The sequence below is a fragment of the Pseudomonas californiensis genome, assembly GCF_021147775.1.
Classification (GTDB): Bacteria; Pseudomonadota; Gammaproteobacteria; order Pseudomonadales; family Pseudomonadaceae; genus Aquipseudomonas; species Aquipseudomonas californiensis.
On sequence record NZ_JAGTPK010000001.1, the window covers coordinates 230116 to 254528 of the forward strand.

At 59.2% G+C, this 24413-nt stretch carries 20 protein-coding genes and 1 pseudogene; 15 read left to right on the forward strand and 6 right to left on the reverse strand.

Annotation, left to right across the window (positions count from 1 at the left end; translation table 11 throughout):
* Positions 1 to 83: 83 nt before the first annotated feature.
* The 3 genes from hslO (at position 84) to KDX37_RS01145 (ending at position 3336) form a co-directional block, all read left to right on the forward strand.
* The gene (gene hslO / locus KDX37_RS01135) at positions 84 to 986 is read left to right on the forward strand and encodes an Hsp33 family molecular chaperone HslO (protein ID WP_231650778.1); all 903 of its coding nucleotides are present in this window, start codon (positions 84 to 86) and stop codon (positions 984 to 986) included.
* A gap of 179 nt (positions 987 to 1165) precedes the next feature.
* The gene (locus KDX37_RS01140) at positions 1166 to 2707 is read left to right on the forward strand and encodes a phosphoenolpyruvate carboxykinase (protein WP_231650779.1); all 1542 of its coding nucleotides are present in this window, start codon (positions 1166 to 1168) and stop codon (positions 2705 to 2707) included.
* A 128-nt stretch (positions 2708 to 2835) separates the two neighbouring features.
* Entirely contained in the window at positions 2836 to 3336 is a 501-nt protein-coding gene (locus KDX37_RS01145; protein ID WP_231650781.1) for a GNAT family N-acetyltransferase, read from the forward strand.
* Between the two features lie 17 nt (positions 3337 to 3353).
* On the opposite strand, the gene KDX37_RS01150 is transcribed toward KDX37_RS01145, so the two are convergent.
* The 5 genes from KDX37_RS01150 to KDX37_RS01170 form a co-directional block, all read right to left on the reverse strand.
* Positions 3354 to 3965: a hypothetical protein gene (locus KDX37_RS01150; RefSeq protein WP_231651004.1), complete on the reverse strand. Its 612-nt coding sequence runs from the start codon at positions 3963 to 3965 to the stop codon at positions 3354 to 3356.
* Between the two features lie 70 nt (positions 3966 to 4035).
* Positions 4036 to 4782, reverse strand: coding sequence for a hypothetical protein (locus tag KDX37_RS01155; RefSeq protein ID WP_231650783.1), 747 nt, complete (start codon positions 4780 to 4782; stop codon positions 4036 to 4038).
* Positions 4783 to 4911: 129 nt separating this feature from the next.
* Complete coding sequence (locus KDX37_RS01160; protein ID WP_231650785.1) at positions 4912 to 5361, reverse strand: hypothetical protein; 450 nt, start codon at positions 5359 to 5361, stop codon at positions 4912 to 4914.
* Positions 5362 to 5793: 432 nt separating this feature from the next.
* Complete coding sequence (locus tag KDX37_RS01165) at positions 5794 to 6507, reverse strand: cupin domain-containing protein (RefSeq protein WP_231650787.1); 714 nt, start codon at positions 6505 to 6507, stop codon at positions 5794 to 5796.
* Between the two features lie 19 nt (positions 6508 to 6526).
* Positions 6527 to 7384, reverse strand: coding sequence for a GNAT family N-acetyltransferase (locus KDX37_RS01170; RefSeq protein ID WP_231650788.1), 858 nt, complete (start codon positions 7382 to 7384; stop codon positions 6527 to 6529).
* 580 nt (positions 7385 to 7964) lie between these two features.
* On the opposite strand from KDX37_RS01170, the gene KDX37_RS01175 reads away from it, so the two are divergent.
* The 11 genes and pseudogenes from KDX37_RS01175 (at position 7965) to KDX37_RS01225 (ending at position 20983) form a co-directional block, all read left to right on the forward strand.
* Positions 7965 to 8633, forward strand: a complete 669-nt coding sequence (locus tag KDX37_RS01175) for a haloacid dehalogenase type II (RefSeq protein WP_231650789.1) — start codon at positions 7965 to 7967, stop codon at positions 8631 to 8633.
* A gap of 65 nt (positions 8634 to 8698) precedes the next feature.
* On the forward strand, positions 8699 to 9973 hold the full coding sequence (locus KDX37_RS01180; RefSeq protein WP_231651006.1) for an NAD(P)/FAD-dependent oxidoreductase: 1275 nt from the start codon (positions 8699 to 8701) through the stop codon (positions 9971 to 9973).
* Between the two features lie 94 nt (positions 9974 to 10067).
* Positions 10068 to 11705, forward strand: coding sequence for an ABC transporter substrate-binding protein (locus tag KDX37_RS01185; protein WP_231650790.1), 1638 nt, complete (start codon positions 10068 to 10070; stop codon positions 11703 to 11705).
* Positions 11706 to 11735: 30 nt separating this feature from the next.
* Positions 11736 to 12692: an ABC transporter permease gene (locus KDX37_RS01190; protein ID WP_231650791.1), complete on the forward strand. Its 957-nt coding sequence runs from the start codon at positions 11736 to 11738 to the stop codon at positions 12690 to 12692.
* Complete coding sequence (locus KDX37_RS01195) at positions 12689 to 13564, forward strand: ABC transporter permease (RefSeq protein ID WP_231650792.1); 876 nt, start codon at positions 12689 to 12691, stop codon at positions 13562 to 13564. Before KDX37_RS01190 ends, KDX37_RS01195 begins: the two co-directional genes overlap by 4 nt.
* A gap of 1 nt (position 13565) precedes the next feature.
* A pseudogene (locus KDX37_RS01200) lies at positions 13566 to 15410 on the forward strand (ABC transporter ATP-binding protein).
* Positions 15407 to 15718: a (2Fe-2S)-binding protein gene (locus tag KDX37_RS01205; RefSeq protein WP_231650793.1), complete on the forward strand. Its 312-nt coding sequence runs from the start codon at positions 15407 to 15409 to the stop codon at positions 15716 to 15718. The pseudogene KDX37_RS01200 and the gene KDX37_RS01205 overlap by 4 nt, the downstream one beginning before the upstream one ends.
* Entirely contained in the window at positions 15697 to 17106 is a 1410-nt protein-coding gene (locus KDX37_RS01210) for an FAD/NAD(P)-dependent oxidoreductase (RefSeq protein WP_231650794.1), read from the forward strand. Before KDX37_RS01205 ends, KDX37_RS01210 begins: the two co-directional genes overlap by 22 nt.
* Entirely contained in the window at positions 17103 to 18257 is a 1155-nt protein-coding gene (locus KDX37_RS01215) for an NAD(P)/FAD-dependent oxidoreductase (protein ID WP_231650795.1), read from the forward strand. Before KDX37_RS01210 ends, KDX37_RS01215 begins: the two co-directional genes overlap by 4 nt.
* The gene (gene argE / locus KDX37_RS01220) at positions 18254 to 19411 is read left to right on the forward strand and encodes an acetylornithine deacetylase (protein ID WP_231650796.1); all 1158 of its coding nucleotides are present in this window, start codon (positions 18254 to 18256) and stop codon (positions 19409 to 19411) included. The genes KDX37_RS01215 and argE overlap by 4 nt, the downstream gene beginning before the upstream one ends.
* A gap of 114 nt (positions 19412 to 19525) precedes the next feature.
* Positions 19526 to 20983, forward strand: coding sequence for an NAD-dependent succinate-semialdehyde dehydrogenase (locus tag KDX37_RS01225; RefSeq protein ID WP_231650797.1), 1458 nt, complete (start codon positions 19526 to 19528; stop codon positions 20981 to 20983).
* A 93-nt stretch (positions 20984 to 21076) separates the two neighbouring features.
* Here the strand turns inward: KDX37_RS01225 and KDX37_RS01230 are convergent, their stop codons facing one another.
* On the reverse strand, positions 21077 to 22453 hold the full coding sequence (locus KDX37_RS01230) for a glutamine synthetase family protein (protein WP_231650798.1): 1377 nt from the start codon (positions 22451 to 22453) through the stop codon (positions 21077 to 21079).
* A 595-nt stretch (positions 22454 to 23048) separates the two neighbouring features.
* On the opposite strand from KDX37_RS01230, the gene KDX37_RS01235 reads away from it, so the two are divergent.
* Positions 23049 to 24407 (forward strand): glutamine synthetase family protein, encoded by a 1359-nt coding sequence (locus KDX37_RS01235; RefSeq protein WP_231650799.1) that lies wholly within the window; start codon positions 23049 to 23051, stop codon positions 24405 to 24407.
* The last annotated feature ends 6 nt before the right edge of the window (positions 24408 to 24413 follow it).

Consider the following 24413-nt stretch of genomic DNA (forward strand, 5'->3'; position numbering starts at 1 on the left):
ATGGCACTCACCCTGTTCCAGCTTCGGGCGGCGCTGTATGCGCCGCCGCCATCCATTGTCATCACTTCAGATACCCTCTTCTTATGCATGATTTATCAGAAAACGATTTCACCCAGCGCTTCATGTTCGATGAAAGCGACGTTCGCGGAGAGCTGGTAGTACTTGAGCGCAGCTATGCCGAAGTGCTTGCCAAACATACCTACCCTGAACCTGTCGCTCAGTTGCTCGGCGAGCTGATGGCGGCCGCGGCTCTGCTGGTGGGCACCCTCAAGTTCGAAGGCTTGCTGATTCTTCAGGCGCGCTCCAGTGGTGCAGTACCGCTATTGATGGTCGAGTGCTCCAGCGAACGCGAACTTCGCGGCATTGCCCGCTACGAAGAGTCGCTGATCACGCCTGATGCGGGCCTGCAAGACCTGATGCCCGAAGGTTCGCTGACGCTGACCATTGATCCGCGCCAGGGCAAGCGTTATCAGGGCATCGTGGCGCTGGACGGCGTCGATCTTTCCGAAAGCCTGTCGAGCTATTTCGTGATGTCCGAGCAGTTGGGCACACGCTTTTGGCTCAAGGCCGATGGTCAGCGCGCCCGTGGCCTGCTGTTGCAACAGCTGCCAGCGGCGCAGATCCCGGATCCCGAAGAGCGCGACGCCAGTTGGGAGCATGTGGTGACCTTGGCCAGCACGCTCTCCGCTGAGGAAATGCTCAGCCTTGACAATGCAACCATCCTGCATCGCCTGTATCACGAAGACCCTGTGCGTCTGTTTGACGTACAGCCCATCTGCTTCCGCTGCAGTTGCTCACGTGAACGCTCTGCCAACGCGCTGGTCAGTCTTGGGCTGGAGGACGCGCAGCAACTGGTGATCGAGCATAACGGCACAATCGAGATCGATTGCCAGTTCTGCAACGAGCGTTACCTGTTCGATGCCACTGACGTCGCCCAGCTGTTTGCTGGCGGCGGTGTCGATTCGCCATCTGACACGCGTCATTAATCGGGACAGAAACAGCCCCAGAACACGGTGTGGGCCCCTGTAATGCTGTTCTGACAGGAGGGTCCTACCATTTCTGGGCATTTCTGGCATAATCCGGCCCACTTTTACGCTGTAGTAGTGGTTGTTTTTTTACTACAAAACCGTTTGGAGCACTCGGCCACCGGCCGACGGGGAACCTCATGACGCAAACCAACAACGCTGTGTACACCGATCTGAGCACCGACGAACTGGTCAAGGAAGCCCTTGCCCGTAACGAAGGCGAACTTTCCGACACTGGCGCACTGGTTGTGCAGACAGGCCATCGTACTGGCCGTTCGCCGGTCGATCGTTTCATCGTTGAAGAGCCTGGCACTCAGGATGCAATCGCCTGGGGTCCGATCAACCGCAAGTTTCCGTCCGAGAAATTCGACGCCTTGTGGAACCGTGTCGGCGCTTACCTGGCCGAGCGCGAGCGCTTCGTTTCCCACGTTCATGTAGGCTCAGATCCGGCGCACTACCTGCCGGTCAAGATGACCACCGAGACTGCCTGGCACAACCTGTTCGGTCGTTGCCTGTTCATCAACCCTGAACAGTACAACCCGGCAGGCAAGGATGAGTGGGAAATCCAGAACGCCCCCTGGTTCGTTTGCGACCCGGAGCGTGACGGCACCAACTCCGACGGCACCGTCATCATCAACTTCGAAGCCCGCAAGGTGCTGATCGCAGGCATGCGTTATGCCGGCGAAATGAAGAAGGCCATGTTCTCGGTTCAGAACTTCCTGCTGCCAGCAGTTGACGTTCTGCCGATGCACTGCGCGGCCAACATGGGTGAAGAGGGCGACGTGACGTTGTTCTTCGGCCTGTCCGGCACCGGCAAGACCACCCTGTCAGCCGACGAGAGCCGTTACCTGATCGGCGACGACGAGCACGGCTGGGGCGAAAATGTTGTCTTCAACATCGAAGGCGGCTGCTACGCGAAGTGCATCGACTTGTCCGAGAAGAACGAGCCGGTGATCTGGAAAGCCATTCAGCACGGCGCCGTTCTGGAAAACGTCGTTCTGGACGCCAACAAGAAAGCTGATTACGCAGACAGCAGCCTGACCCAGAACAGCCGTGCGGCCTACCCGCGTGAGCTGATCGAAAAACGTGCCGAGAAAAACCTCGGCGGCGAGCCAAATGCCGTGATTTTCCTGACCTGCGACCTGACCGGCGTTCTGCCGCCTGTGTCGATCCTCAGTGAAGAGCAGGCTGCATACCACTTCCTGTCGGGTTACACCGCGCTGGTCGGTTCGACTGAGATGGGCTCGGGTTCGGGTATCAAGTCCACCTTCTCCACCTGCTTCGGCGCGCCGTTCTTCCCACGTCCGGCTGGCGTTTACGCGGACCTGCTGATCAAGCGCATCCGTGGCTTCGGCTCCAAGGTCTACCTGGTCAATACTGGCTGGACCGGTGGCGGCTATGGCGTTGGCAAGCGCTTCAACATCCCGACCACTCGTGGCGTTATTGCAGCCATTCAGAGCGGCGCGTTGATCGGTGCTGAAACCGAGCACCTGGATACCATCAACCTCGACGTACCGAAGTCGGTACCAGGCGTTGACACCAACCTGCTCAACCCACGCAACACCTGGGCTGACAAGGCCGCTTACGATGAAGCTGCCAAAGCATTGGCAAGTCTGTTCATCGAGAACTTCAAGAAGTTCGAAGTGAGCGAGGCCATCAAGGCTGCCGGCCCGAAGTTGTAATTAAACATCTTTGAGGCTGCGTCCTGGCGCAGCGCTTGAAAATGCTTCAGCAAACGCCTCGACTTGTCGGGGCGTTTGCTTGTCCGCGATACTGTTTCCTGTATCAAATGATGACAAGGAGCGGTGCGGTGAATGAGACCGGGATTCAGATAAGACGCTTTGAGCCGAATGACCAGCAGGGTGTGCTGGACGTCATTCTGCCAATCCAGAGTGAGGAGTTCGGGATCGCCATAACGGCGGCGGACCAGCCGGACCTGAAAGCGATTCCGTTGTTTTACCAAAGCGGGATGGGTGATTTCTGGGTAGCCAGCCTTGGCGACAGGGTCATCGGCACTGTCGGGCTCAAGGACATCGGGGCGGGCCAGGCCGCGCTGCGCAAGATGTTCGTTGCTGCGCCGTTCAGGGGGCGGGAGCACGGAGTGGCGGCAAAACTGCTGAATCGCCTGATCGAAGACGCCATAGCCAAAGGCATCAGTGATGTCTTGCTGGGCACCACTGACAAATTCCTCGCCGCGCATCGCTTTTATGAGAAGCACGGCTTCAGCGAAGTGGCCAAGGAAAACCTGCCTGAAAGCTTTCCGCTCATGGCAGTGGACAGCAAGTTCTACAGGCTGAGCCTGACAGCCTGATTTCGCCAAATGCGGGTTCAGCCCAGCGGACTGAACCCGTTCGCAGCACTGCAGTAGCGCTGACGCGCAACCGAGTCAGACCTGGTTCTGCACTGCTCTTTGAAATACACCTTGGCGCCTTTGCGGCACTCCCGATAGTCAATCGAACCCCTGCGCAGATTGCCGCAGACACTGCTGCCATCGATGCGATTGTCGGTAACGGTCCAGGCGGCCACGTAAGTACGCTTTCTATCCCATTGCCACACGACAGCTGAATCAGGCGCCGACTGTTTCACGGCCCGTTGCGCAGAAGTGCGCCGATCAGCCTGATACTGGCCCAGGTACTGGGCCGAGACCATGCCTTGTGCATCTGGATCATGAGCCACTTGCGGGCGTTGCCCAAACCGGCAGGCGATGACCGCGTCATCGATCAGTCTGTCAGGGCCCAGGCAATCGGCAAGCGGCTGAGGTCGCGGCAGCGTTTCAGCGGGTGCCAGTTGTTCGGCCGCCACGGGTAGCGCTGACGGCGCATGAGGCGTTGGCGTGTCGGCGACGATTCGTTCGGGCGTATGGGTGTAATGAAACACGCCGTAGCCCCCCAGCCCCATCAGCACCAGAGTAACCAGTAGATTACGCTGAAGCGTAGAGATCAGCCGTGGCTTGCGTCGTCCGACACGAAACGATACATCGTCCTCGTCAGCACTCAGGTTTTCGTATCGGTCAGGTCTGTCCGTCATGCTGCGTGCCGATGCCTCCTGACGAGATGTCGGGGTTATTCCGGTTACTCCGACTATTGAAGATCTGAAGGGCTGAGTTGTCACCTGAAGTCAAATTGGCAACATAGTTTGCCGGATACCGGGCTTTTTCTATCGGTGGCAGCTCGTTGTAATGAGCCAGAATCATGAGTAGCGTCTGGGTGCTTTTGCCCGTTTCGTTGTATTCATCTATGTACCGTTTGCTGATGGCTTTGTTCCAGATTTCCTGTTGTGCGTGGTTTTCTGAAAAGGCTGCGCTTCTTTCATTGATCGTAAAAGCGCCTCCTTCGTCGTACATGATCAACCTCAGTTGATCCTGAGACAGGCCGGCGAATGGATTGTGTCCTGCTCCATGTTCAAACCGAGTGGCCTGTCTCGCCCGCTCCAGACGCACAGGATCATCCGTATCCGGAATCTCCGCATCGTTCTTCGCACGGTTGGCGTAATAGTGGGGGCCCGCAATCTTGTCGATGATGTCTTTTGCCAAGGCGCCCAGCTCTTTGAAGCTGAGACGCGTGTCACGGATTTCTGCGCGTACGACACTATCACTGATTTGGCGCGCCACGGTGGAGAGTGTGGCCCTGTCCAAGTGTGCGGTGGTGATAAGAGCACTTTCAGGGGCGGTAGCTATGTTGACTGCAGAAGCCTTTTCTACAGTAGCACTGGCTAAGGGATAGGTGCTGACGTTTGAGAGTATAGGGGTATCAAGCATGCCTGCGTCCTCGCAGTGTGCGCCGGGTCCATGGCGTTAACTTCCACATTGTATCGGCCTGTTCTGACCAAGCTTGAACCGGGTTCATGTGCGTACACATCAACGTTTGATGCGTACGCATTGTTGCGCTTACTTCATGGTGAATTCTGCCGCCCAAGCAGAAGTGGACAGGTTGCTCACTCTGGAAGTTGCCGTACAAATGGCCCCACCGCCAGGCGTCGCTGTCCGGGTCCATTTAGGTACCCTCACTCCACCTGCACCGGAACTTTTGATAAAGGTCGTCGAGAATACACAGACTTTGGAACCGATCACGTAGCGGACACTGGCGTAACTTGTATCAGGAGAGATCGTACTTTGCACGGTATACGTGTTTGTACCACCCGCTTTGACCTCAAGTGCAATCGGGGTTTTCGCATTCATCTGCGTAGACATTTCATTTCGGGTAACCGCTATGTACTCCGCGGCTTCGCCGCTGAGGTTTTTAAACGTTACCGCAACCGGTGGGCCTGCGTAGGCTGCGGCGGAGACGCAAAGAGTAGCGGCAGCAATAGTTGCTGACAAAAGTTTGGAAGATTTCATGGATAAAGCTCCTTGGATTAAACGATTAACTTCATGTTTTTTTAATCAATCAAGCTGAAGACGAATTTCAGCAACGGTTATCCGCGGCCGATGTATATCGTCCCGTTAAAGATAAAAGGAGGGGGTATTCAAGTTCGCGAAAGGCTCGCGCAGGTCAGATAGCGAATGTCCGGTTTGAGTGTGTAGGAAAATTAAATTCACGCTGTAGGAAGCGTGAATCATTAGTGGATAAAAGTCGTTACTGTTTTTGGTCGTGGCTCTGTTTTATCAGAAATTCAAAGCAAGGCAAGCACTTATCAATGTATTGATTAAGCAGGGCTGAAATAAAGATTTTATACTTGCCTGACAGCAGACAAACCGATTAACTGCGCGGCCGAAAGTAGTCGGCAACTGCCGCGCCCTTCAAGGGGATTGAAGAGCGCGGCTCTGGCATCAGGTCACTGCGTAGAACTTGCGCACGTAGTGGGTGCTGGTCCATTTGCAAGGCGCGCCCTGCGCCACGAAGACGGTGTCGCCCGGCTGGACGACGACAGCGGTGCCGCCTTCGACATCCAGCGTCACGCTGCCTTCGATCAGGTTCATGAGCTCGTGAATCCTGTGCGGACGTGAGATGCGCTCATAAGGGGTCGAATCCCAGACGCCGATGCGCAAGCTGCTGGCCGTGTCCTCGAAGATATTGTTGCTGCGGCACTGTGGCAGCGCGCTGATCATGATCGCCGGGTCCGGCGGCGATGACGGCGTGAGCGTGGCGAGGCGGTCGAGCGGTGTGACGCCCGGCTTGTCCGGCCCGGTGGCCTGCGTGGCCACGCAGAACGCCCAGAGGCTGTCAGGCTGGGCGTCGATATGGACCTGAGTGCCACGGCCGATCACGGCGCTGTCGCCAGTACCGAAAGTGAAGCTCTCTTCACCTGAACGTAGGGTGACGCTGCCGCGATGCACGACCAGCATCTCAGTGTAGGGATACGCGTCTACCGACAGCGTGGCCCCGAAATGAACGACACCGGCGGCGATGCCCTGATCGTCGATGAAGGCCGTGCGGCGGCCTTCGCTGAAAGGGTCGTTGGCGTCGACAGGGCCAGTGGTGAACTCGGTAGCGACCGGGCTGTTATCAGCACTGGCCAGCAGCAGGACAGATGGATGAGTCATGGTGTGGGTCTCTGGGCGATCAGCCGATGGCCTGGGTAATCAGTGCGAACTGACGCACGCCCTGGGAAGGTGTAGGGATCTTGCCCATGCTCATGGACGTGACCGTATCGACGCGTTTCAGGCCAGCGTCTTCCAGCCAATCAGCCAGATTACAGTCGCTCGGGATGTCGATGCGCACAAAGGCGTAAGGCACTTTGGCCAGTAACTGTTCGATCATGTGTTTTGCTTGATCTTCGTTCTCGGCGACAACCGGTCCGATGCTCAGGCCGCGGCCAAATGCACGCAGCGTGGCAAACGCCCGAAGCGTGCCGTCGCGCTCGATACCGACCGCGTGTTCGATGTCGTTGAGCACATCGCCCAGCGTGACGCTGCGGTCCATGCCCGTGCCCGCACTGGCCAGTTCCACAACGCGGGCGTGATCCGCTTCGCTCAATGCGCGGCAGGTTTCACCTGCTTTCAGGTCAGTCGGTGCTGGCTGTTGTGCCTGGCCCTGGAATTGCGAGACTGCGCCGAAGCTGACGAAGCCCATCTTGGCGTATAGCGGGGCGCCTGCCACGGTGGCGTTGAGGACTGCGGTACGCGGCGGTATGCAACCCACGGCCATCTCCATCAACTTGCGGCCAATGCCCTTGCCTTGATAATCATCACTGACGATTACCAGACCAATCGTGGAGAACTCGCCCTGATGGCAAGCAAAGGCGCTGCCGACCAGGCGGCCGTTGTGCAGGGCGACGAAACCCTGGGCGACGCGTTGCAGCATGGCCCAGTCTTCGAATCTGTGCGGCCACTTCAAGGCGACGGAAAGCTCATGGGCGTTGCCGACATCGGCCTCGGTCATGGGGCGGTATTCAAGGTCCACGCGCTGTTGAGCGAGCATGAGGTGTCTCCCTCCATAAAGGATGTTCAGGCGATAAAAAGGATGCGGCAGGCTTGCTGTATCCCATCTGTTGGCAGGGGTGACAAGAGGGTTTCAAGCATTCGGCAGATTCCTCAAAAGGCAGCTTGCCAGACCACAGTTACTGCTTAAATCGCGCGATACACCGGCAGCAAATGCTTGAGGGTTTTCTGCCGTTGGCCAGCCTTATATAGCTGCAACAAATGGCGTGTCTGTCAGGCCGTGGATCGTGCCGCATACGGTGCCCAGTGCACATGCCTTGCAGAGTTATCGAAAAGCGCAGGTTCTGCGGTGCAAACCCCTGTTCTTGAGCCTGAACGCCCTCAAAAGGGTCAAAAAGGCACCGGAAACCGGGCTCTGCCCAAGGCTGGAGCGCCCCGCAAAGTCTGCTGAGCGCGCACCTCAAAACGGTGGTTTCTATCAAGTTGCCATCGCTTTTAACGCCATCTGCTGATTTCACGGTGTTGTAATGACGGTGTGCTGCAGCGTGCATCGCGGCCCTGACAACAGGGCAATCTGCTCGTCATGCCATGACCCCAACGAACTTTCAGGACCGCACACAATGAGCTTTCTTCGACCAAAATTCATTACGTTCGACTGCTACGGCACGTTGACCAATTTTCATATGGGCACCATGACCCGCGAGCTCTTCGCAGATCGGGTTCCCGCCGAGCAGATGGACCAGTTCGTGAAGGACTTCTCGGCGTATCGTCTGGACCAGGTCATGGGTGACTGGATGCCTTACGACGAAATCCTGAAGGTTGCTCTGTCACGTACCTGCAAGCGCTGGAACGTTGAGTACCGTGAAGAAGGTCAGCTTTATTACGACGCCGTTCCTACCTGGGGTCCGCACGCTGACGTCCCGGCCGGTCTGTCGAAAATTGCCGACAAGATCCCGTTGGTGATTTTCTCCAACGCCAGCGACAGTCAGATCATGTCCAACGTCGAAAAGCTGGGCGCGCCGTTCCACAAGGTGTTCACCGCGGATCAGGCCAAGGTCTACAAGCCCCGCCTGGCAGCTTTCGAGTTCATGCTCGACAACCTCGGCTGCGGTCCGGAGGACATCTTGCATGTGTCGTCCAGCTTCCGTTACGACCTGTTCTCGGCCCACGATATGAAGATCAAGAACAAGGCATTCGTAGCGCGCGGCCATGAGCAGCCAGCTCATGCGTCCTACAGCTACCACCAGATCCCGGACATCGGCGGTCTGGCGGGTCTGGTCGGTCTGTAAGCGGATCGACTCGGTAACACCGGCATTTTTCAAGGTGCTCTTCCATGAGTGACAAGGGGAACAGAATGCGCAGTGAGTCTTACTGGCTCGATACGGCTCCAGACTTTACCGGCGCGCAAGCTGGCGCGGTCGAGGGGCAGGCCGATGTGGTCGTGGTGGGCGGTGGTTTCACTGGCCTGTCGGCAGCGCGTGCCCTGGCTTTGAAAGGTGCCAGTGTGGTGGTCGTTGATGCAGGCCGAGTGATCGGTGAAGCGTCCGGCCGCAATGGCGGGCAGTGCAATACTGGTGTTGCTCAGGACTATGCGTCGTTGAGCGCCAGCCTTGGAGCCGAACAGGCCCGCGAATATTACAAGGCTTACGAAAGCGCTGTGCAGAGCGTTGTCAGCGTGATCGAGCAGGAAAGCATTGCCTGTGACATGAAACGCAATGGCAAGCTCAAGCTGGCAGCCAAGCCAGGCCATTACGAAGGCATCGCCCGCACCTGCGAGCTGATCCGGCGTGAGGTCGATGCCGACGTCGAACTGCTTTCGGCGCAGGATGTACGCGCCGAAATCGGTTCGAACGAGTTTCACGGCGGTTTGCTGCAGCGCAACGGTGTGCAGATTCATGTCGGACGCTTTGGCGTCGGCCTGGCTGAAGCCGCCGTACGCCACGGTGCCAAGGTGTATGAAGACGCCACGGTCAAGGACTGGAAAGCTAACCGCAACGGCTTTCTGGTCAATACCTCGAAGGGTTCCATTCAGGCAGGTCAGGTTTTTCTGGCAACGGGTGCGTGTCAGCACGGCGGCCTGGGCTGGTATAGCCGACGCATCGTCCCGGTCGGCAGCTTCGTGATCGCGACCGAGGTGTTGCCGCAAGCGCTGATCGATCAGTTGTTCCCCAATCAGCGTGCTTACGTGACCAGTCGCTTGATCGGCAACTACTTCCGGCTGACGCCGGACAACCGGTTGCTGTTCGGCGGACGGGCACGCTTCGCGATGTCCAACAGCAGCTCCGATGCCAAGAGTGGCAAGGTGCTGCAGGCGGCCATGGTCCAGATGTTTCCGCAACTGGCCCACGTGAAGGTCGATTACTGCTGGGGTGGCCTGGTGGACATGACGTCCGACCGTCTGCCGCGTGCAGGCGAGCATGACGGTGTCTTCTACTCCATGGGCTACAGCGGCCATGGTGTGCAGATGTCGGTGCATATGGGGCAAGTCATGGCGCAGGTCATGGAAGGCAAGGCGCAGGCGAATCCCTGGAGAAACCTGAACTGGCCAGCCATCCCCGGCCATTTCGGCAAGCCTTGGTTCCTGCCTCTGGTTGGCGCTTACTACCGCTACCAGGACAGTCGTCATTGAGTATGTGTTTAACCGTCGTCGTGTGTGTTTGAAGGACGCTCCGGATAACCGGGAGCAATTCGGGATTTCCCCCTTTTCGACAGGTAGAACTGATATGGCTGATAAGAAAACCGATTCCCAGTTGATCACAGGCGAAGACAGCCTGCGGGTTTTTGAGGGACTCAATCGTGGTCTGTCGCGCCGCGATGCGCTGCGGATGCTGGGTGTCGCTGGCGTAGTCGCTGCCGGCTCCACCAGCCTGTTCGGCGCAGCGGGCAAGGTATTTGCCGATGACGCTGCGGCCCCTGTCAAAGGCAAACCCGGTGGTCGTATCCGTGTGGCGGGTATCTCAACCTCCACTAGCGATACTCTTGACCCGGCCCGTGGTGCCCTATTTACCGATTACGTTCGCCATTTCATGTTCTACAACGGCCTGACGCGTTTCGACAACCGCCTGGTTCCGCACATGGAACTGGCGGAGAAGATCGAAAGCAGCGACGCCACCGTATGGACTGTCACGTTGCGCAACGGCGTGACCTTCCACAATGGCAAAGCGCTTTCCGCTGCTGACGTAGTGTTCTCGCTGTCGCGTCACAAGGACCCGGCCACCGGCTCGAAAGTCCTGCCACTGATGACTCAGTTCGCGGAGATCAAGGCCACCGGTCCGCTCGAAGTGCAGATTACCCTGAGCGCTCCAAATGCCGAGCTGCCTTCGATTCTGGCGGTTTCGCACCTGCTGATCGTGCCCGAAGGCACCACCGACTTCAGCAAAGGCATCGGCACCGGTCCGTTCACGGTCAAGGAATTCACCCCGGGCGTACGCTCGATCAGTGCGCGCAACCCGAACTACTGGAAGCCGGGCCTGCCGTATCTGGACGAGATCGAATTCATCGCCATCGCCGATGAGCCGTCGCGGGTCAACGCCCTGTTGTCAGGCGAGGTGCACATGGTCAACGCGATTAATCCGCGCTCGACCACTCGCGTCGCGGCCAGTAAAGGGCACCGGGTGATAGATGCTCCGTCGGGCAACTACACTGACCTGATCATTCGTCAGGACCAGATGCCTGGCAAGAGCCCGGAATTCACTGAGGCCATGAAGTGCCTGCTGGACCGTGAACAGATAAAATCGGCCGTATTCCGTGGTTATGCCCGTGTGGGCAATGACCACCCGATTTCTCCTGGTTCTCGCTACTTCAATGCCGACCTGCCGCAACGTGCCTATGACCCTGAAAAGGCCAAGTTCCTGCTCAAGAAGGCAGGGATGGAAAAGATCACCATGGCAGTCGCCGCTTCGCCCGCCGCCACCGGTTCGGTCGACATCGCCGTGCTGCTGCAGCAGTCTGCCAAACAGGCCGGGCTGACCCTCAACGTCAACCGCCTGCCAAGCGATGGCTACTGGTCCAACCACTGGATGAAGCATCCGCTGAGCTTCGGCAACATCAACCCGCGCCCGAATGCCGACGTGATCTTCTCGCAGTTCTTCCAGTCGACCGCACCCTGGAACGAGTCGGGCTGGAAGAACGATCAGTTCGACCAACTGCTGATGCTGGCTCGCGGCGAAACCGACGACGACAAGCGCGCCAGGATGTATGGCGACATGCAGACCCTGGTCAGCCAGAACTGCGGCATTGGCATCCCGGTGTTCATCAGCAACATTGACGGTGTGGACAAGCGTATCCAGGGCTACTCCAGCAACCCGCTGGGCGGCTTCATGGGCTACATGTTCAGTGAGCAGGTCTGGCTGGACGCGTAATGCGGTTGTAAACCAAGCGGGAGGATGCAGATGAATAGCAACACACTCTGGTTGATCGTTCAGCGCTTCGGCGCAGCGATCGTGACGTTGTTGATCGTTTCCATGGTGGTTTTCGCCATCACGGCGGTGCTGCCGGGAGACGCGGCGCAACAGGCACTTGGGCAATTCGCGACCCCTGAACAGGTCGCGGCATTGCGCATCAAGCTGGGTCTGGACCAGCCAGGGGTGGTGCGTTATCTGCATTGGTTGATGAACCTGATCGGTGGCAATTTCGGTGAGTCGGTATCCAACGCGATGCCGGTTTCCGATCTGATTGCTGGTCGCTTCCCCAATACCCTGATGCTGGCGGCGACCACCGCGCTGGTGTCGGTGCCCGTTGCACTGACGCTGGGTATTGGTTCGGCAATGTTTCGTGGCGGGCGCATCGACGGTGCACTCAGCCTGATTACCCTGGCGCTGGTGGCAGTGCCCGAATTTCTGGTGGCGACGCTCGCGGTACTGATCTTCGCCGTCAAACTGGGCTGGTTGTCGGCGTTGTCCTATGGCGGCGATGCAAGCTCACCATGGCAGTTCATGCGCACCTACGCCTTGCCCGTGATGACCCTGAGCTGCGTCATCGTCGCCCAGATGGCACGCATGACTCGCGCGGCCGTGATCGATCAGCTCGACAGCGCTTATGTCGAAATGGCTCGCCTCAAGGGCGTCAGCCCGGTGCGTATCGTGTTGCGCCACGCGCTACCGAATGCAGTCGGCCCCATCGTCAACGCCGTTGCCTTGAGTCTTTCCTATCTGCTGGGCGGTGTGGTCATCGTTGAAACCATCTTCAACTATCCCGGCATCGCCAGTCTCATGGTCGATGCCGTGACCAACCGCGACATGGCGCTGGTTCAGGGCTGCACCATGCTGTTCTGCTCCGCGTACCTTGGGTTGGTGCTGATGGCTGACCTGTGTGCAATTCTTTCCAATCCGAGGCTGAGAACCCAATGAACCCTTCGATTGAGAATTCGATAGCGCCCGCGCCTGTCATCCCGCCTGCCAAGCTGCCTCGTAAAACGCCGTGGCTGGGTCTGGTGGGTGCATCGATCTGCTTCCTCTGGCTGATGGTCGCGTTGTTCGGCTCATGGATTGCGCCGCATCCGGTGGGTGAGGTGGTGTCTGACAACGTGTTTGACACCATCAGCGCGGTTTACCCGTTCGGCACCGATTATCTGGGCCGCGACATGCTCAGTCGGGTGCTGATCGGTGCACGCTTTACCGTGGGGCTCGCGCTGGTGTCTGCGGTATTGGCCAGTGGACTGGGCACACTCTGCGCGCTGTTGTCGGTTGTCGCGCCCAAATGGCTGGATGAAATCATCAGTCGCCTGATGGATGCGTTCATTTCGATCCCCAGCAAAATGCTCGCGTTGATCATGGTGTCTGCATTCGGCTCCTCCGAAGTGCTGCTGGTGTGCACGGCAGTGCTGAGCTATACGCCCGGTGCATTCCGCATCGCGCGCAGCCTGGCTGTGAACATTGAAGCACTGGAATACGTACAGGTTGCGCGTACCCGTGGCGAAGGCCGGATCTACATAGCGTGCAAGGAAATCCTGCCGAACATGCTCAACCCGGTCCTGACTGACCTGGGTCTGCGCTTCGGCTTCATTGTGTTGTTGCTCAGCGGCATGAGCTTTCTGGGCCTGGGCGTGCAGCCGCCAGACGCAGACCTGGGTTCGCTGGTGCGCGAAAACATTGGCGGGCTCAATCAGGGCGCGGCAGCCATCGTGATTCCGGCGCTGGCTATCGGCTCGTTGACCATCGGCGTCAATCTGTTTATCGACCGGCTGGCCTCGCGCCGTGGCCGCCGTGCGGGAGGGCGTTGAGATGAGCCAATTGATTCGTGTGCAAGACTTGCGCGTCGTTGCCGAGACCGAGCACGGCGATCTGGAGATCGTCAAAGGAGTCAGCTTTTCTCTGGAAAAAGGCGAAGTGCTGGCGCTGATCGGTGAATCAGGTTCCGGCAAGACCACCATTGCGCTGGCGCTGCTGGGCTACGCCCGGCGTGGCTGCAAGCTGGCCGGTGGCGTGGTTCAGATAGGTGAGCACGATATGCTCAGCCTGCCGGAAGAACAGCTGCAGGGCCTGCGCGGCAATCGCGTTTCCTACATTGCACAAAGCGCGGCTGCGGCGTTCAACCCGGCGAAGAAATTGATCGATCAAGTGATCGAGGGTGCCCTGATTCACGGGCTGGGCAGCCGCTCGGAGCTGGAGGCCAAGGCAGTCGAGCTGTTCCGGGACCTGGCCTTGCCCAACCCGGACAGCATCGGCCAGCGCTATCCGCACCAGGTGTCGGGCGGTCAGTTGCAGCGGGTCATGGCAGCGATGGCGCTGATCAGCGACCCCTTGCTGGTGATCCTCGACGAGCCGACCACTGCCCTCGACGTCACTACGCAGATCGACGTGCTGCGCGCATTCAAGCGTGTGGTGAGCGATCGCGGCGCAACAGCGGTTTACGTTTCCCACGACCTGGCGGTGGTTGCGCAGATGGCGGACCAGATCGTCGTGCTCAATGGCGGCAAGATCATCGAGCAGAGCAGCACCCAGTCACTGCTGGACGGTGCGCAGGAGGAATACACCCGCACGCTGCTGGCCGCCGCACGTCCTGATTCAAAAATGTCCCCGGCCAGCGACATGGTCAAGGACAGCACGCTGCTGACCATCAAAGGCCTGACCGCAGGCTACGGCAAGAAGGACCTGCAAGGCCTGCCGATGATTCGGGTACTGGAAGACATCGACCTGACCATACGCCGCGGCCAGGCCATCGGCGTGATCGGAGAGTCAGGCTCGGGCAAATCAACCCTGGCCCGCGTGGTGGCAGGTCTGCTGGACCCGGCCAAAGGCAACCTGACGTTCGACGGTGACGAGCTGTCCGGCACCTTGGCGGGCCGCACGCCAGACCAGTTCAGGCGCATCCAGATGGTGTTCCAGAATGCCGACACGGCACTCAACCCGATGCACAGCGTCATGGCGATTCTGGCTCGGCCACTGAAAATGTATTTCGGCCTCAAAGGCAGAGCCTTGCTGGATCGTATCCATGAACTGATGGACCTGGTGCGTCTGCCGCTGGAGCTGGCCGAGCGTCGGCCCAGCGAGCTGTCGGGCGGCTAGAAGCAACGTGTCAACCTGGCCCGTGCGCTGGCGGCCAAGCCGGATCTGATCCTTTGTGATGAAGTGACCTCGGCGCTGGATACGGTGGTCGGGGCGTGCATCCTTGAACTGTTGGGTGATCTGCGCCGCAAGCTGGGTGTTTCCTATCTTTTCATCAGCCATGACATCTCCACCGTGCGAGCGCTGTGCGACGACATCGTCGTGATGTACAGCGGTCACAAGGTCGAAGAGGGCAGCCGCGACGCGTTCAATCAGGCGCCTTTCCACCCGTACACCGACCTGTTGGTGAACTCGGTGCCGGAACTGCGTCAGGGTTGGCTGGAAACCTGTGCCGTCAACAACACCGGCAAGCTGCCACCGATCACGGCACCTTCGCGCTCGCCTGAGCTGTGCACCTTTCTCAACCGCTGCCCGGCTCGCGTCGAAGGCCTGTGCAACAAGACCGCACCGACTCGCCGCGTCATTGCAGGCGGCAGCGAAATTCTTTGCCACCGTGACAGCGATGAATTGCAGGCCCGTCAGAAAACCCTGAACTCGATGACCGTGGGAGCCTACGCATGAGCGGCCGTTTTGTAAGGCTGGGCGAGCGTGATCGTCCGGTCGTCAACCTGATCGTCGACGGTGCCCCCGTTGAAGCCTTGCAGGGCGACACCCTGATGGTGGCGCTGCTGACCCGAAAAGCTGCCTTGCGCCAGTCCGAGTTCGATTCGGGGCGCCGTGCCGGTTTCTGCCTGATGGGTGCCTGCCAGGACTGCTGGGTCTGGACCCGCAGCGGTGAGCGCCTGCGTGCCTGCTCCAACGAAGTCCGCAACGGGCTGGACATCGTCACCACACAGCCGGAGGCGAAATGGCCACTTCTTCACGGTTAACTGTCAGTCAGTCAGACAGCCCTCGAGTGGTCATCGTGGGCGCCGGTCCAGCAGGCACTCGCTGCGCCGAAACGCTGCTGGCTGCAGGCATCAAACCGATTCTGATCGATGAAAACCGCCGTGATGGCGGACAGATCTACCGCCGTCAGCCAGAAGGTTTCAAGCGCGACTATTCTGCGTTGTATGGAACCGAGGCAGCCAAGGCCCGCGACCTTCACGAAAGTTTTGACCGGCTGCGTAGCCAGATCGACTACCGGCCTGATACGTTGGCGTGGAACCTCACAGCAGGCCAGTTGTGCTGCGTCAACCAGGGTCTGCATACGGTCGTGGATTACGACGCGCTGATGCTGTGTGCCGGCGCGACCGACCGCCTGATGCCCATAAAGGGCTGGCAGTTGGCGGGTACGTATAGCCTGGGCGGTTCGCAGATTGCGCTCAAGTCGCAGTCGGTTTCCATCGGTAGCCGCGTGGTGTTCATGGGCAGCGGCCCGCTGCTGTATCTGGTTGCCAGCCAGTACGTCAAAGCCGGTGCCGATGTGGCGGCAGTGCTCGACACGTCACCGTTCAGCAAGCGTATTGGCGCGATGCCCAACCTGTTGGCGCGTCCGGGCCTGTTGTTCAACGGCATGAAACTGCTGGCTCAGCTGTACCGCGCCAAGGTGCCGGTGCACTTGGGCGTGAAACCCGAAGAAATTCTCGGTGATGAGCAGGAAGGTGTGAGCGCGGTGCGCGTGCAACTGGCCAATGGCAACACGTTGACGGTGCCGTGTGATGCGTTGGCGCTCGGGTATCACCTGCGGCCAGAAACCCAGCTGGCTGATCTGGCCGGTTGCGGTCTGCGTTTCGATGAGGTGTCGGGCCAATGGGTGCTGGCCGTCGATGAAGAAGGTCGGACTTCGGTCAAAGGCGTTTATGCGGCCGGCGACGGGGCAAAGATTCGCGGTGCCGATGCCGCTGAGCAGGCAGGCCGACTGGCCGCGCTGGCATTGCTGGAAGACCTTGGCAAACCTGTCAGCCGCCAGTTGGTGGATGATGTGCGCAAGAGTCTGGTGGTCATGGACCGCTTCCGCGTTGGTCTGGCCGAGGCATTCCCTTGGCCCGCCGCGCAGGCAGCCGCTTTGCCGGACGACGCGATTGTGTGCCGCTGCGAGATGATCAGCGCGGGCGAGTTGCGCGGCGTGGTGCGTGAAAAAGGCGCCTGCGAAGTCAACCGTGCCAAGGCGTTCAGTCGCGTCGGCATGGGTCGCTGCCAGGGTCGTTACTGTTCGCAGGCGGGTGCTGAAGTGATCGCTGCAGAGTCAGGTGTGCCGGTTGAAAAGGTCGGCCGCCAACGCGGCCAGGCCCCGGTCAAACCGTTGTCGATGTACACAGACGAGGTGGTGTCATGAGGCAGCCGAAAGTCGATGTGCTGATTGTCGGTGGCGGGTTCATGGGCTCGGCATCGGCGTTCTTTCTGCGCCAGCGTGGACGCTCGGTGACGCTGCTGGAACGCGACGTGGTGGGTCAGTACGCCAGTGGCGTGAACTTCGGCAACGTGCGTCGCCAAGGGCGTCACTTGGGCCAGCTGGAGCTGTCCAACCGCTCGTGGGCGCTGTGGAAGCGCTTGCCTGAGCTGATTGGCGAGGATCTGGAGTTTCTGCCCAGCGGCCACATGCGCGTGTGTTATCGCGAAGATGAAATCCCTGACCTTGAAGCCTATGCAGCGGCACCCGAGGCCCGCGAACTGGACCTGAAAGTCTACGCAGGCAAAGAGCTGCACCAACGCTTCCCGTTTTTGGGTGCCGACGTGAAGGGCGGCTCCTATGCGCCCCACGACGGTCATGCCAATCCACGCCTGGCGGCCCCGGCCTTCGCACGCGCGGCCATTCGTGCCGGTGCTCGGGTTGAAGAGCGTACCGAAGTCGCCAATGTCGAAAAAGTCGGCAATGTATTTGAAGTCACCACCACCGATGGGCGTATTTTCACGGCTGATCAATTATTGATCACCGCCGGTGCGTGGGCGCAAAAGCTGTCGGCGCAGTTTGGTGAACCGGTGCCACTCGACACGTTTGGCCCGCAAATGTCGGTGACCGAACCCGTACCGTATGCGTTGCCGACGGTGATCGGGGTGTACACCAAAATCCCTCACGAGGTGATCTATTTCCGGCAGATCGCTCGCGGCAACATCGTGATTGGCGGAGGCGTTCGTACCAAGCCCGACATGATCAACCGCCGTGCCCACGTCGACCCGCACAGCACCATCAATCAAATACAGCAGATGCGTCGTCTGCTGCCCGGCATCGGCAACTTGAATATCATCCGCGTGTGGAGCGGTATCGAAAGCTACACGCCGGATTCGCTGCCCGTGATCGGCTCCAGCGGCAAGGTCGACGGGCTGTTCTATGCGTTCGGCTTCTGCGGCCACGGCTTTCAGCTTGGCCCTGGCGTGGGCGACGTGATGGCTGAGTTGATCAGCACCGGCAGTACCAGCACCTCAATCAGCGATTTCGACATTCGCCGTTTTGCCATTGTCACCGAACACGCGAGTAAAGCCTCATGACACCCCGCGCACTGGAAATTCTCAAACGTCTGATCGCCTTCAACACCGTTTCGTCGGAGTCGAACATGGCCCTGATCGAGTACGTTCGCGACCTGTTGGCGAGCAAAGGCATCGAGTCGCTGATCGTCAAGGACGAGACGGGCAAGAAGGCCAATCTGTTTGCCAGCACTGGCCCGCGTGATCAGCCGGGTGTGCTGCTCTCCGGGCACACCGACGTGGTGCCTGCTGCCGGGCAGGCATGGACCCTGCCGCCGTTCGAGGCCACGCTGCGCGACGGACGTATCTATGGGCGCGGTACGTGTGACATGAAAGGTTTTATCGCGCTGGCGATCGACGCCATGCTCGACGCAGCAGACATGAGCCTCATCCGCCCGCTGCAACTGGCCTTGTCACATGACGAAGAGATTGGCTGCGTGGGTGTGCGGCGCTTGCTGGATGTTCTGCACCTGGCGCCGACGCGACCGTTCCTGTGCGTGGTGGGCGAGCCGACCCTGATGCAGTTTGCCGTCGGCCACAAAGGCAAGAGCTCCTACCGCACATTCTGCCGTGGGCAGGAAGCGCATTCTTCACTGGCACCGCGCGCGGTCAATGCCATTCATTTGGCCAGCGATTTCATTGCTGAACTGCGCAAGAGTCAGGTGCAGATCGAGCAACAGGGCCCGCGTGACGAGGGCTACGACATTCCTTACAGCACCCTGCACATCGGCCGTATCGACGGCGGCAAGGCGCTGAATATCGTGCCTAACCTGTGCACCATGGAATTCGAGTACCGCAACCTGCCGGGCGATGATCCCGATCAATTGCTCGCCCAACTGCGCGAGCGCGCCGAGGTGCTGGTGCGCGAAGCCCGGCAGTTGTCGGGCGTCGCGGCCATCGAGATCGAAATCATGAACGAGTACCCGGCGCTGGAGACCCATCCCACGGTCGAGGCGGTGCGCATGCTGCACGCCTTTGCCGAACCGGGCACCCAGCACATCAAGGTGTCGTATGGCACCGAAGGCGGTCTCTTCGCCGGGCGGCTCAACGTGCCGGTGGTGGTCTGCGGGCCGGGTTCCATCGAGCAGGCGCACAAGCCGGACGAGTTTATCGAAGAAAGCCAGATGAACGCCGGTGAGCGTTTTCTGCAGAGTCTGCTGGGTTCGCTGAAGCAGTAGACGCTGCCGTCCGGGCGCGAATTTCAGCATCGGACGCTGCCGACATCCTGCTTTCAGCATCCTGGACTGTGGTGGCTGCTTAGACTGGCAGTCATCCCGGAACAGGACTCGACCATGTTCAAGAATCAGTTGAAAGACCCCAGCCTGCTGGTAGAACGTGCCTACGTCGATGGGCAATGGATCAGTGCCGACGACGGTGCGACGCTGACAGTGACCGACCCGGCCACCGGCGAAGTCCTGGCGCAGGTGCCGGCCTTGCAAGGCGTTGAAACCCGACGTGCCATTGAGGCTGCAGATCGCGCCTGGCCCGCCTGGCGCGCACGCCCTGCTGCCGAACGCGCGGCCTTGCTGGAGCGCTGGCATCAGGCGATGCTCGACAACGTCGAAGACCTCGCATTGATCATGACCCTTGAGCAGGGCAAGCCACTGAACGAATCGCGTGGCGAGATTCGCTACGGCGCAAGCTTCGTCAAATGGTTCGCCGAAGAGGCGCGTCGCTCGTACGGTGAAACCATTCCGACGCCGAGCGCTGACCGTCGCCTGATGACAATCAAGCAACCAGTCGGTGTCTGCGCGGCCATTACGCCGTGGAATTTCCCCAATGCCATGATCACTCGCAAATGCGCTCCGGCGCTGGCGGCGGGTTGCCCGATCATCGTCAAACCTTCTGACCTCACGCCCCTGTCGGCCCTGGCGTTGGCCGTGCTGGCCGAGCGCGTCGGGATCCCGGCTGGCGTCTTCAACGTCATCACGGGCATGCCGACCGGTATCGGCGAAGAGCTGACCGGCAACCCGGTCGTGCGCAAGATTTCGTTCACCGGTTCGACCGCCGTGGGGCGTCTGCTGATGCGCCAGAGTGCCGAGCACATCAAGCGTCTGAGCCTGGAGCTGGGTGGTAACGCACCCTTTATCGTGTTCGATGACGCGGACCTGGAGCAGGCTGTCGCAGGCATCATGCTCAGCAAATTTCGCAACGCCGGGCAGACTTGCGTGTGCGCCAACCGCATTCTGGTGCAGGACGGCATCTACGACCGCTTCGCCGCACGGCTGGTGGAAGAAGTGGCCAAGCTCAAAGTCGGCAATGGCATGGAGGACGGCGTGACCATTGGCCCGCTGATCAACCCGGCAGCCGTCAGCAAAGTCGCCCGGCACATCGGCGATGCCTTGAGCCAGGGCGCCAGACTGCTTTACGGCAGCATGCCAGAAGGTGACACCCAGTTCGTCCAGCCGACGGTACTTGGCGATACTCATGCCGGGATGTTGCTGGCCAGCGAAGAGACCTTTGGCCCCGTTGCGCCGCTGATGCGTTTCACTGACGAAGCCCAGGCACTGGCGCTGGCCAATGCGACGCCTTACGGCCTGGGTGCCTATTACTTCACCCAGGACTTGCGTCGCTCGTGGCGTTTCGGTGAGGCGCTGGAATTCGGCATGGTGGGGTTGAACACCGGGATCATTTCCATGGAAGTCGCGCCGTTTGGCGGCATCAAGCAGTCCGGTCTTGGCCGTGAAGGCTCCAGCTACGGTCTGGACGAATACCTGGAAGTGAAAGCGTTCCACGTCGGCGGTCTGTAAGGCCGCAAGACAACGCCGCGAAGTACAGCGAGAGATACAACGAAAAACGCCGCAAAGCTCAAGGCCTGCGGCGTTTTTTGTTGCCCGGTCCGATCAGACCGTGTGCAGGTACCAGTTGTACTCAAGGTCGGAGATGGAGTGTTCGAACTCCTCCAGCTCACTCTCTTTACAGGCCACGAAGATATCGATGTATTTCGGGTCGATGTACTTGGCCATCACTGCACTGTCGTCCAGCTCGCGCAGTGCATCGCGCAGGTTGTTCGGCAGGCTTTGCTCATGCTGTTCGTACGAGTTGCCTTCCACCGGTGCGCCAGGCTCGATCTTGTTGGTCAGGCCGTGATGCACGCCCGCCAGCACAGAAGCCATCAGCAGATACGGGTTGGCATCGGCACCGGCAACCCGGTGTTCGATGCGTACGGCGTCTGCAGAGCCCGTAGGGACGCGGATGGCAACCGTGCGGTTGTCCAGGCCCCAGGTCGGCGAGTTGGGTACGTAGAACTGAGCACCGAACCGGCGGTACGAGTTGACGTTCGGGCACAGGAACGCCATCTGCGCCGGCAGGGTCTCGAGCACACCGCCGATCGCATGACGTAATGCGGCGTTCTGCTCGGGATCCTCGCTGGTGAAGATGTTCTTGCCATCGCGATCAAGGATCGAGATGTGGACATGCAGACCATTGCCAGCCTGACCCGGATAGGGCTTGGCCATGAAGGTCGTGTCCATTTCGTGGTCGTAGGCGATGTTCTTGATCAGGCGCTTGAGCAGTACCGCGTAGTCGCATGCCTTGATCGGGTCGGCCACGTGGTGCAGGTTCACTTCAAACTGCGCCGGAGCACTTTCCTTGACGATGGCGTCGGCAGGGATGCCTTGCTCTTTTGCACCTTCCAGAATGTCCTGGAGGCAGTCGACGTATTCGTCGAGGTCGTCGATCAGGTAAACCTGTGTCGAGTGCGGGCGCTTGCCGGAGATCGGCGAGCGTGGCGGTTGCGGGCGGCCGTTCACGTTCTCCTGATCGATCAGGTAGAACTCAAGCTCGAAGGCTGCACAGATAGTCAGGCCCATTTCATCGAACTTGGCGACCACCTGGCGAAGCACTTCGCGCGGGTCGGCGAAGAAGGGATCGCCTTCCAGTTCATGCATGGTCATCAGCAGTTGCGCGGTAGGGCGCTTTTGCCAAGGCTCATTGCACAGGGTGTCGGGGATGGGATAACAGATTCGGTCAGCATCACCGATGTCCAGGCCCAGGCCGGTGCTTTCCACCGTAGAGCCATTGATATCCAGAGCAAATAGAGAGGCCGGCAGGTTGATGCCTTTCTCGTAAACCTTATGGAGGCTGGTGCGCTCGATGCGTTTACCACGCACCACACCATTCATATCTGCAATCAGAAGGTCAACGTACAGAACCTCAGGATGTTCCTTAAGGAACGCGTTCGCTTCATTAAGCTGAACGGCACGCGGGGGTACCGACATGATGCAACACCTTTGTTGTTAAAAATATCAATCATCAATGATTGCGGGTCTCAGTCAATCCGAAAGCCATGATGAAGTCAATAGAGCTTTGTTGTGCCCTGAAAGGGCGCAAAACAGTCTTTTTTGCGACTATTTAGGGCGTTATGGCCAGTTTGTGCCCGTTGTTAAATATTAGCTAGAGTGGGCTGTCTCTTATTTTTAACGGGCTGTTGTATAAAAAAATGAACAAGGCTAAGCTCGATTGCAACCCATAGACCAATAATACCGAGGGTTCAATGCGTTGCCTTTCCTTGCGCGACACGACGGGTTTCAATCGGCAATACAGTCATCATGCCTGTGATATCAGTGCTCGTGGTGCCTTGCTGCTGATTCCGACGACATTCTCGCCGCCCTGGAACCAGACCTGCTTCACTCTCAATGATGGACACTACCACTATAGCGGGCTCGCCAGTGTGACGACGGCTGCCTGGATTTCGGGTCCTCGTGTGTCACCTTACCCCTTATTGGCGCCTGCTGAAACGAGTTGTACACCATGACGCCGATGCGTCGAAAAAACGCCTGATTGCGATCAGGACATCCAAACCCTGAGGTATTTATGAGTACCAACCTCGACCAGCTCACCGATTGGTTGAAAGAACACAAGATCACCGAAGTCGAATGCATGATGTCCGACCTCACCGGGATCACCCGCGGCAAGATCTCGCCGACCAACAAATTCATCGCTGAAAAGGGCATGCGTCTGCCCGAAAGTGTTTTGTTGCAAACGGTGACCGGCGACTATGTAGAAGACGAAATCTACTACGAGCTGCTCGATCCCGCAGACATCGACATGATCTGCCGTCCCGACCAGAACGCGGTGTATCTGGTGCCCTGGGCCATTGAGCCCACTGCGCAGGTGATCCACGATACCTACGACAAGCAGGGCAACCCCATTGAGCTGTCGCCGCGCAACGTATTGAAGAAAGTCCTCAAGCTGTACGCCGATCAAGGCTGGCAGCCGATTGTCGCGCCGGAGATGGAGTTTTATCTCACCAAGCGCAGCGACGACCCGGATTATCCGTTGCAACCGCCTGTGGGTCGCTCAGGCCGCCCTGAGACCGGTCGGCAGTCCTTCTCTATAGAAGCCGCCAACGAATTCGACCCGCTGTTCGAAGATGTCTACGACTGGTGCGAACTGCAGAACCTCGACCTCGACACGCTGATCCATGAAGACGGCACGGCCCAGATGGAAATCAACTTCCGTCACGGCGATGCACTGTCGCTGGCCGACCAGATTCTGGTGTTCAAGCGCACCATGCGCGAAGCCGCGCTCAAACATGACGTTGCTGCTACATTCATGGCCAAGCCGATGACCGGTGAGCCGGGCAGTGCGATGCACCTGCACCAGAGCATCATCGACATCAAGACCGGCCTGAACATCTTCTCCAACGAAGACGGGACCATGAGCGAGCTGTTCCTCAACCACGTCGGCGGGCTGCAAAAGTTCATCCCTGAGCTGCTGCCGCTGTTTGCGCCCAACGTGAACTCCTTCCGCCGCTTCCTGCCGGACACCTCCGCGCCGGTGAACGTGGAGTGGGGCGAGGAGAACCGCACCGTCGGACTGCGTGTGCCGGATGCCGGGCCGCAGAACCGCCGTGTCGAGAACCGTCTGCCGGGCGCCGACGCCAACCCGTATCTGGCAATTGCCGCCAGTCTGCTGTGTGGCTTCATTGGCATGGTCGAAGGCATCAACCCGAGTGCGCCCGTAGTCGGTCGTGGCTACGAGCGTCGCAACCTGCGCCTGCCGCTGACCATCGAAGATGCGTTGGAGCGGATGGAAAACAGCAAGACCATCGAGAAGTACCTGGGCAAGAAATTCATCATCGGTTATGTCGCCGTCAAGCGCGCCGAGCATGAAAACTTCAAGCGAGTGATCAGCTCCTGGGAACGTGAGTTCCTGCTCTTCGCCGTCTGATCCAGG

Coding starts and splice junctions, on each gene's coding strand:
- hslO (WP_231650778.1), top strand. CDS start 84: ATGCATGATTTATCAGAAAACGATTTCACCCAGCGCTTCATGTTCGAT.
- KDX37_RS01140 (WP_231650779.1), top strand. CDS start 1,166: ATGACGCAAACCAACAACGCTGTGTACACCGATCTGAGCACCGACGAA.
- KDX37_RS01155 (WP_231650783.1), bottom strand. CDS start 4,782: ATGCTTGATACCCCTATACTCTCAAACGTCAGCACCTATCCCTTAGCC.
- KDX37_RS01160 (WP_231650785.1), bottom strand. CDS start 5,361: ATGAAATCTTCCAAACTTTTGTCAGCAACTATTGCTGCCGCTACTCTT.
- KDX37_RS01165 (WP_231650787.1), bottom strand. CDS start 6,507: ATGACTCATCCATCTGTCCTGCTGCTGGCCAGTGCTGATAACAGCCCG.
- KDX37_RS01170 (WP_231650788.1), bottom strand. CDS start 7,384: ATGCTCGCTCAACAGCGCGTGGACCTTGAATACCGCCCCATGACCGAG.
- KDX37_RS01175 (WP_231650789.1), top strand. CDS start 7,965: ATGAGCTTTCTTCGACCAAAATTCATTACGTTCGACTGCTACGGCACG.
- KDX37_RS01180 (WP_231651006.1), top strand. CDS start 8,699: ATGCGCAGTGAGTCTTACTGGCTCGATACGGCTCCAGACTTTACCGGC.
- KDX37_RS01185 (WP_231650790.1), top strand. CDS start 10,068: ATGGCTGATAAGAAAACCGATTCCCAGTTGATCACAGGCGAAGACAGC.
- KDX37_RS01190 (WP_231650791.1), top strand. CDS start 11,736: ATGAATAGCAACACACTCTGGTTGATCGTTCAGCGCTTCGGCGCAGCG.
- KDX37_RS01195 (WP_231650792.1), top strand. CDS start 12,689: ATGAACCCTTCGATTGAGAATTCGATAGCGCCCGCGCCTGTCATCCCG.
- KDX37_RS01205 (WP_231650793.1), top strand. CDS start 15,407: ATGAGCGGCCGTTTTGTAAGGCTGGGCGAGCGTGATCGTCCGGTCGTC.
- KDX37_RS01210 (WP_231650794.1), top strand. CDS start 15,697: ATGGCCACTTCTTCACGGTTAACTGTCAGTCAGTCAGACAGCCCTCGA.
- KDX37_RS01215 (WP_231650795.1), top strand. CDS start 17,103: ATGAGGCAGCCGAAAGTCGATGTGCTGATTGTCGGTGGCGGGTTCATG.
- argE (WP_231650796.1), top strand. CDS start 18,254: ATGACACCCCGCGCACTGGAAATTCTCAAACGTCTGATCGCCTTCAAC.
- KDX37_RS01225 (WP_231650797.1), top strand. CDS start 19,526: ATGTTCAAGAATCAGTTGAAAGACCCCAGCCTGCTGGTAGAACGTGCC.
- KDX37_RS01230 (WP_231650798.1), bottom strand. CDS start 22,453: ATGTCGGTACCCCCGCGTGCCGTTCAGCTTAATGAAGCGAACGCGTTC.
- KDX37_RS01235 (WP_231650799.1), top strand. CDS start 23,049: ATGAGTACCAACCTCGACCAGCTCACCGATTGGTTGAAAGAACACAAG.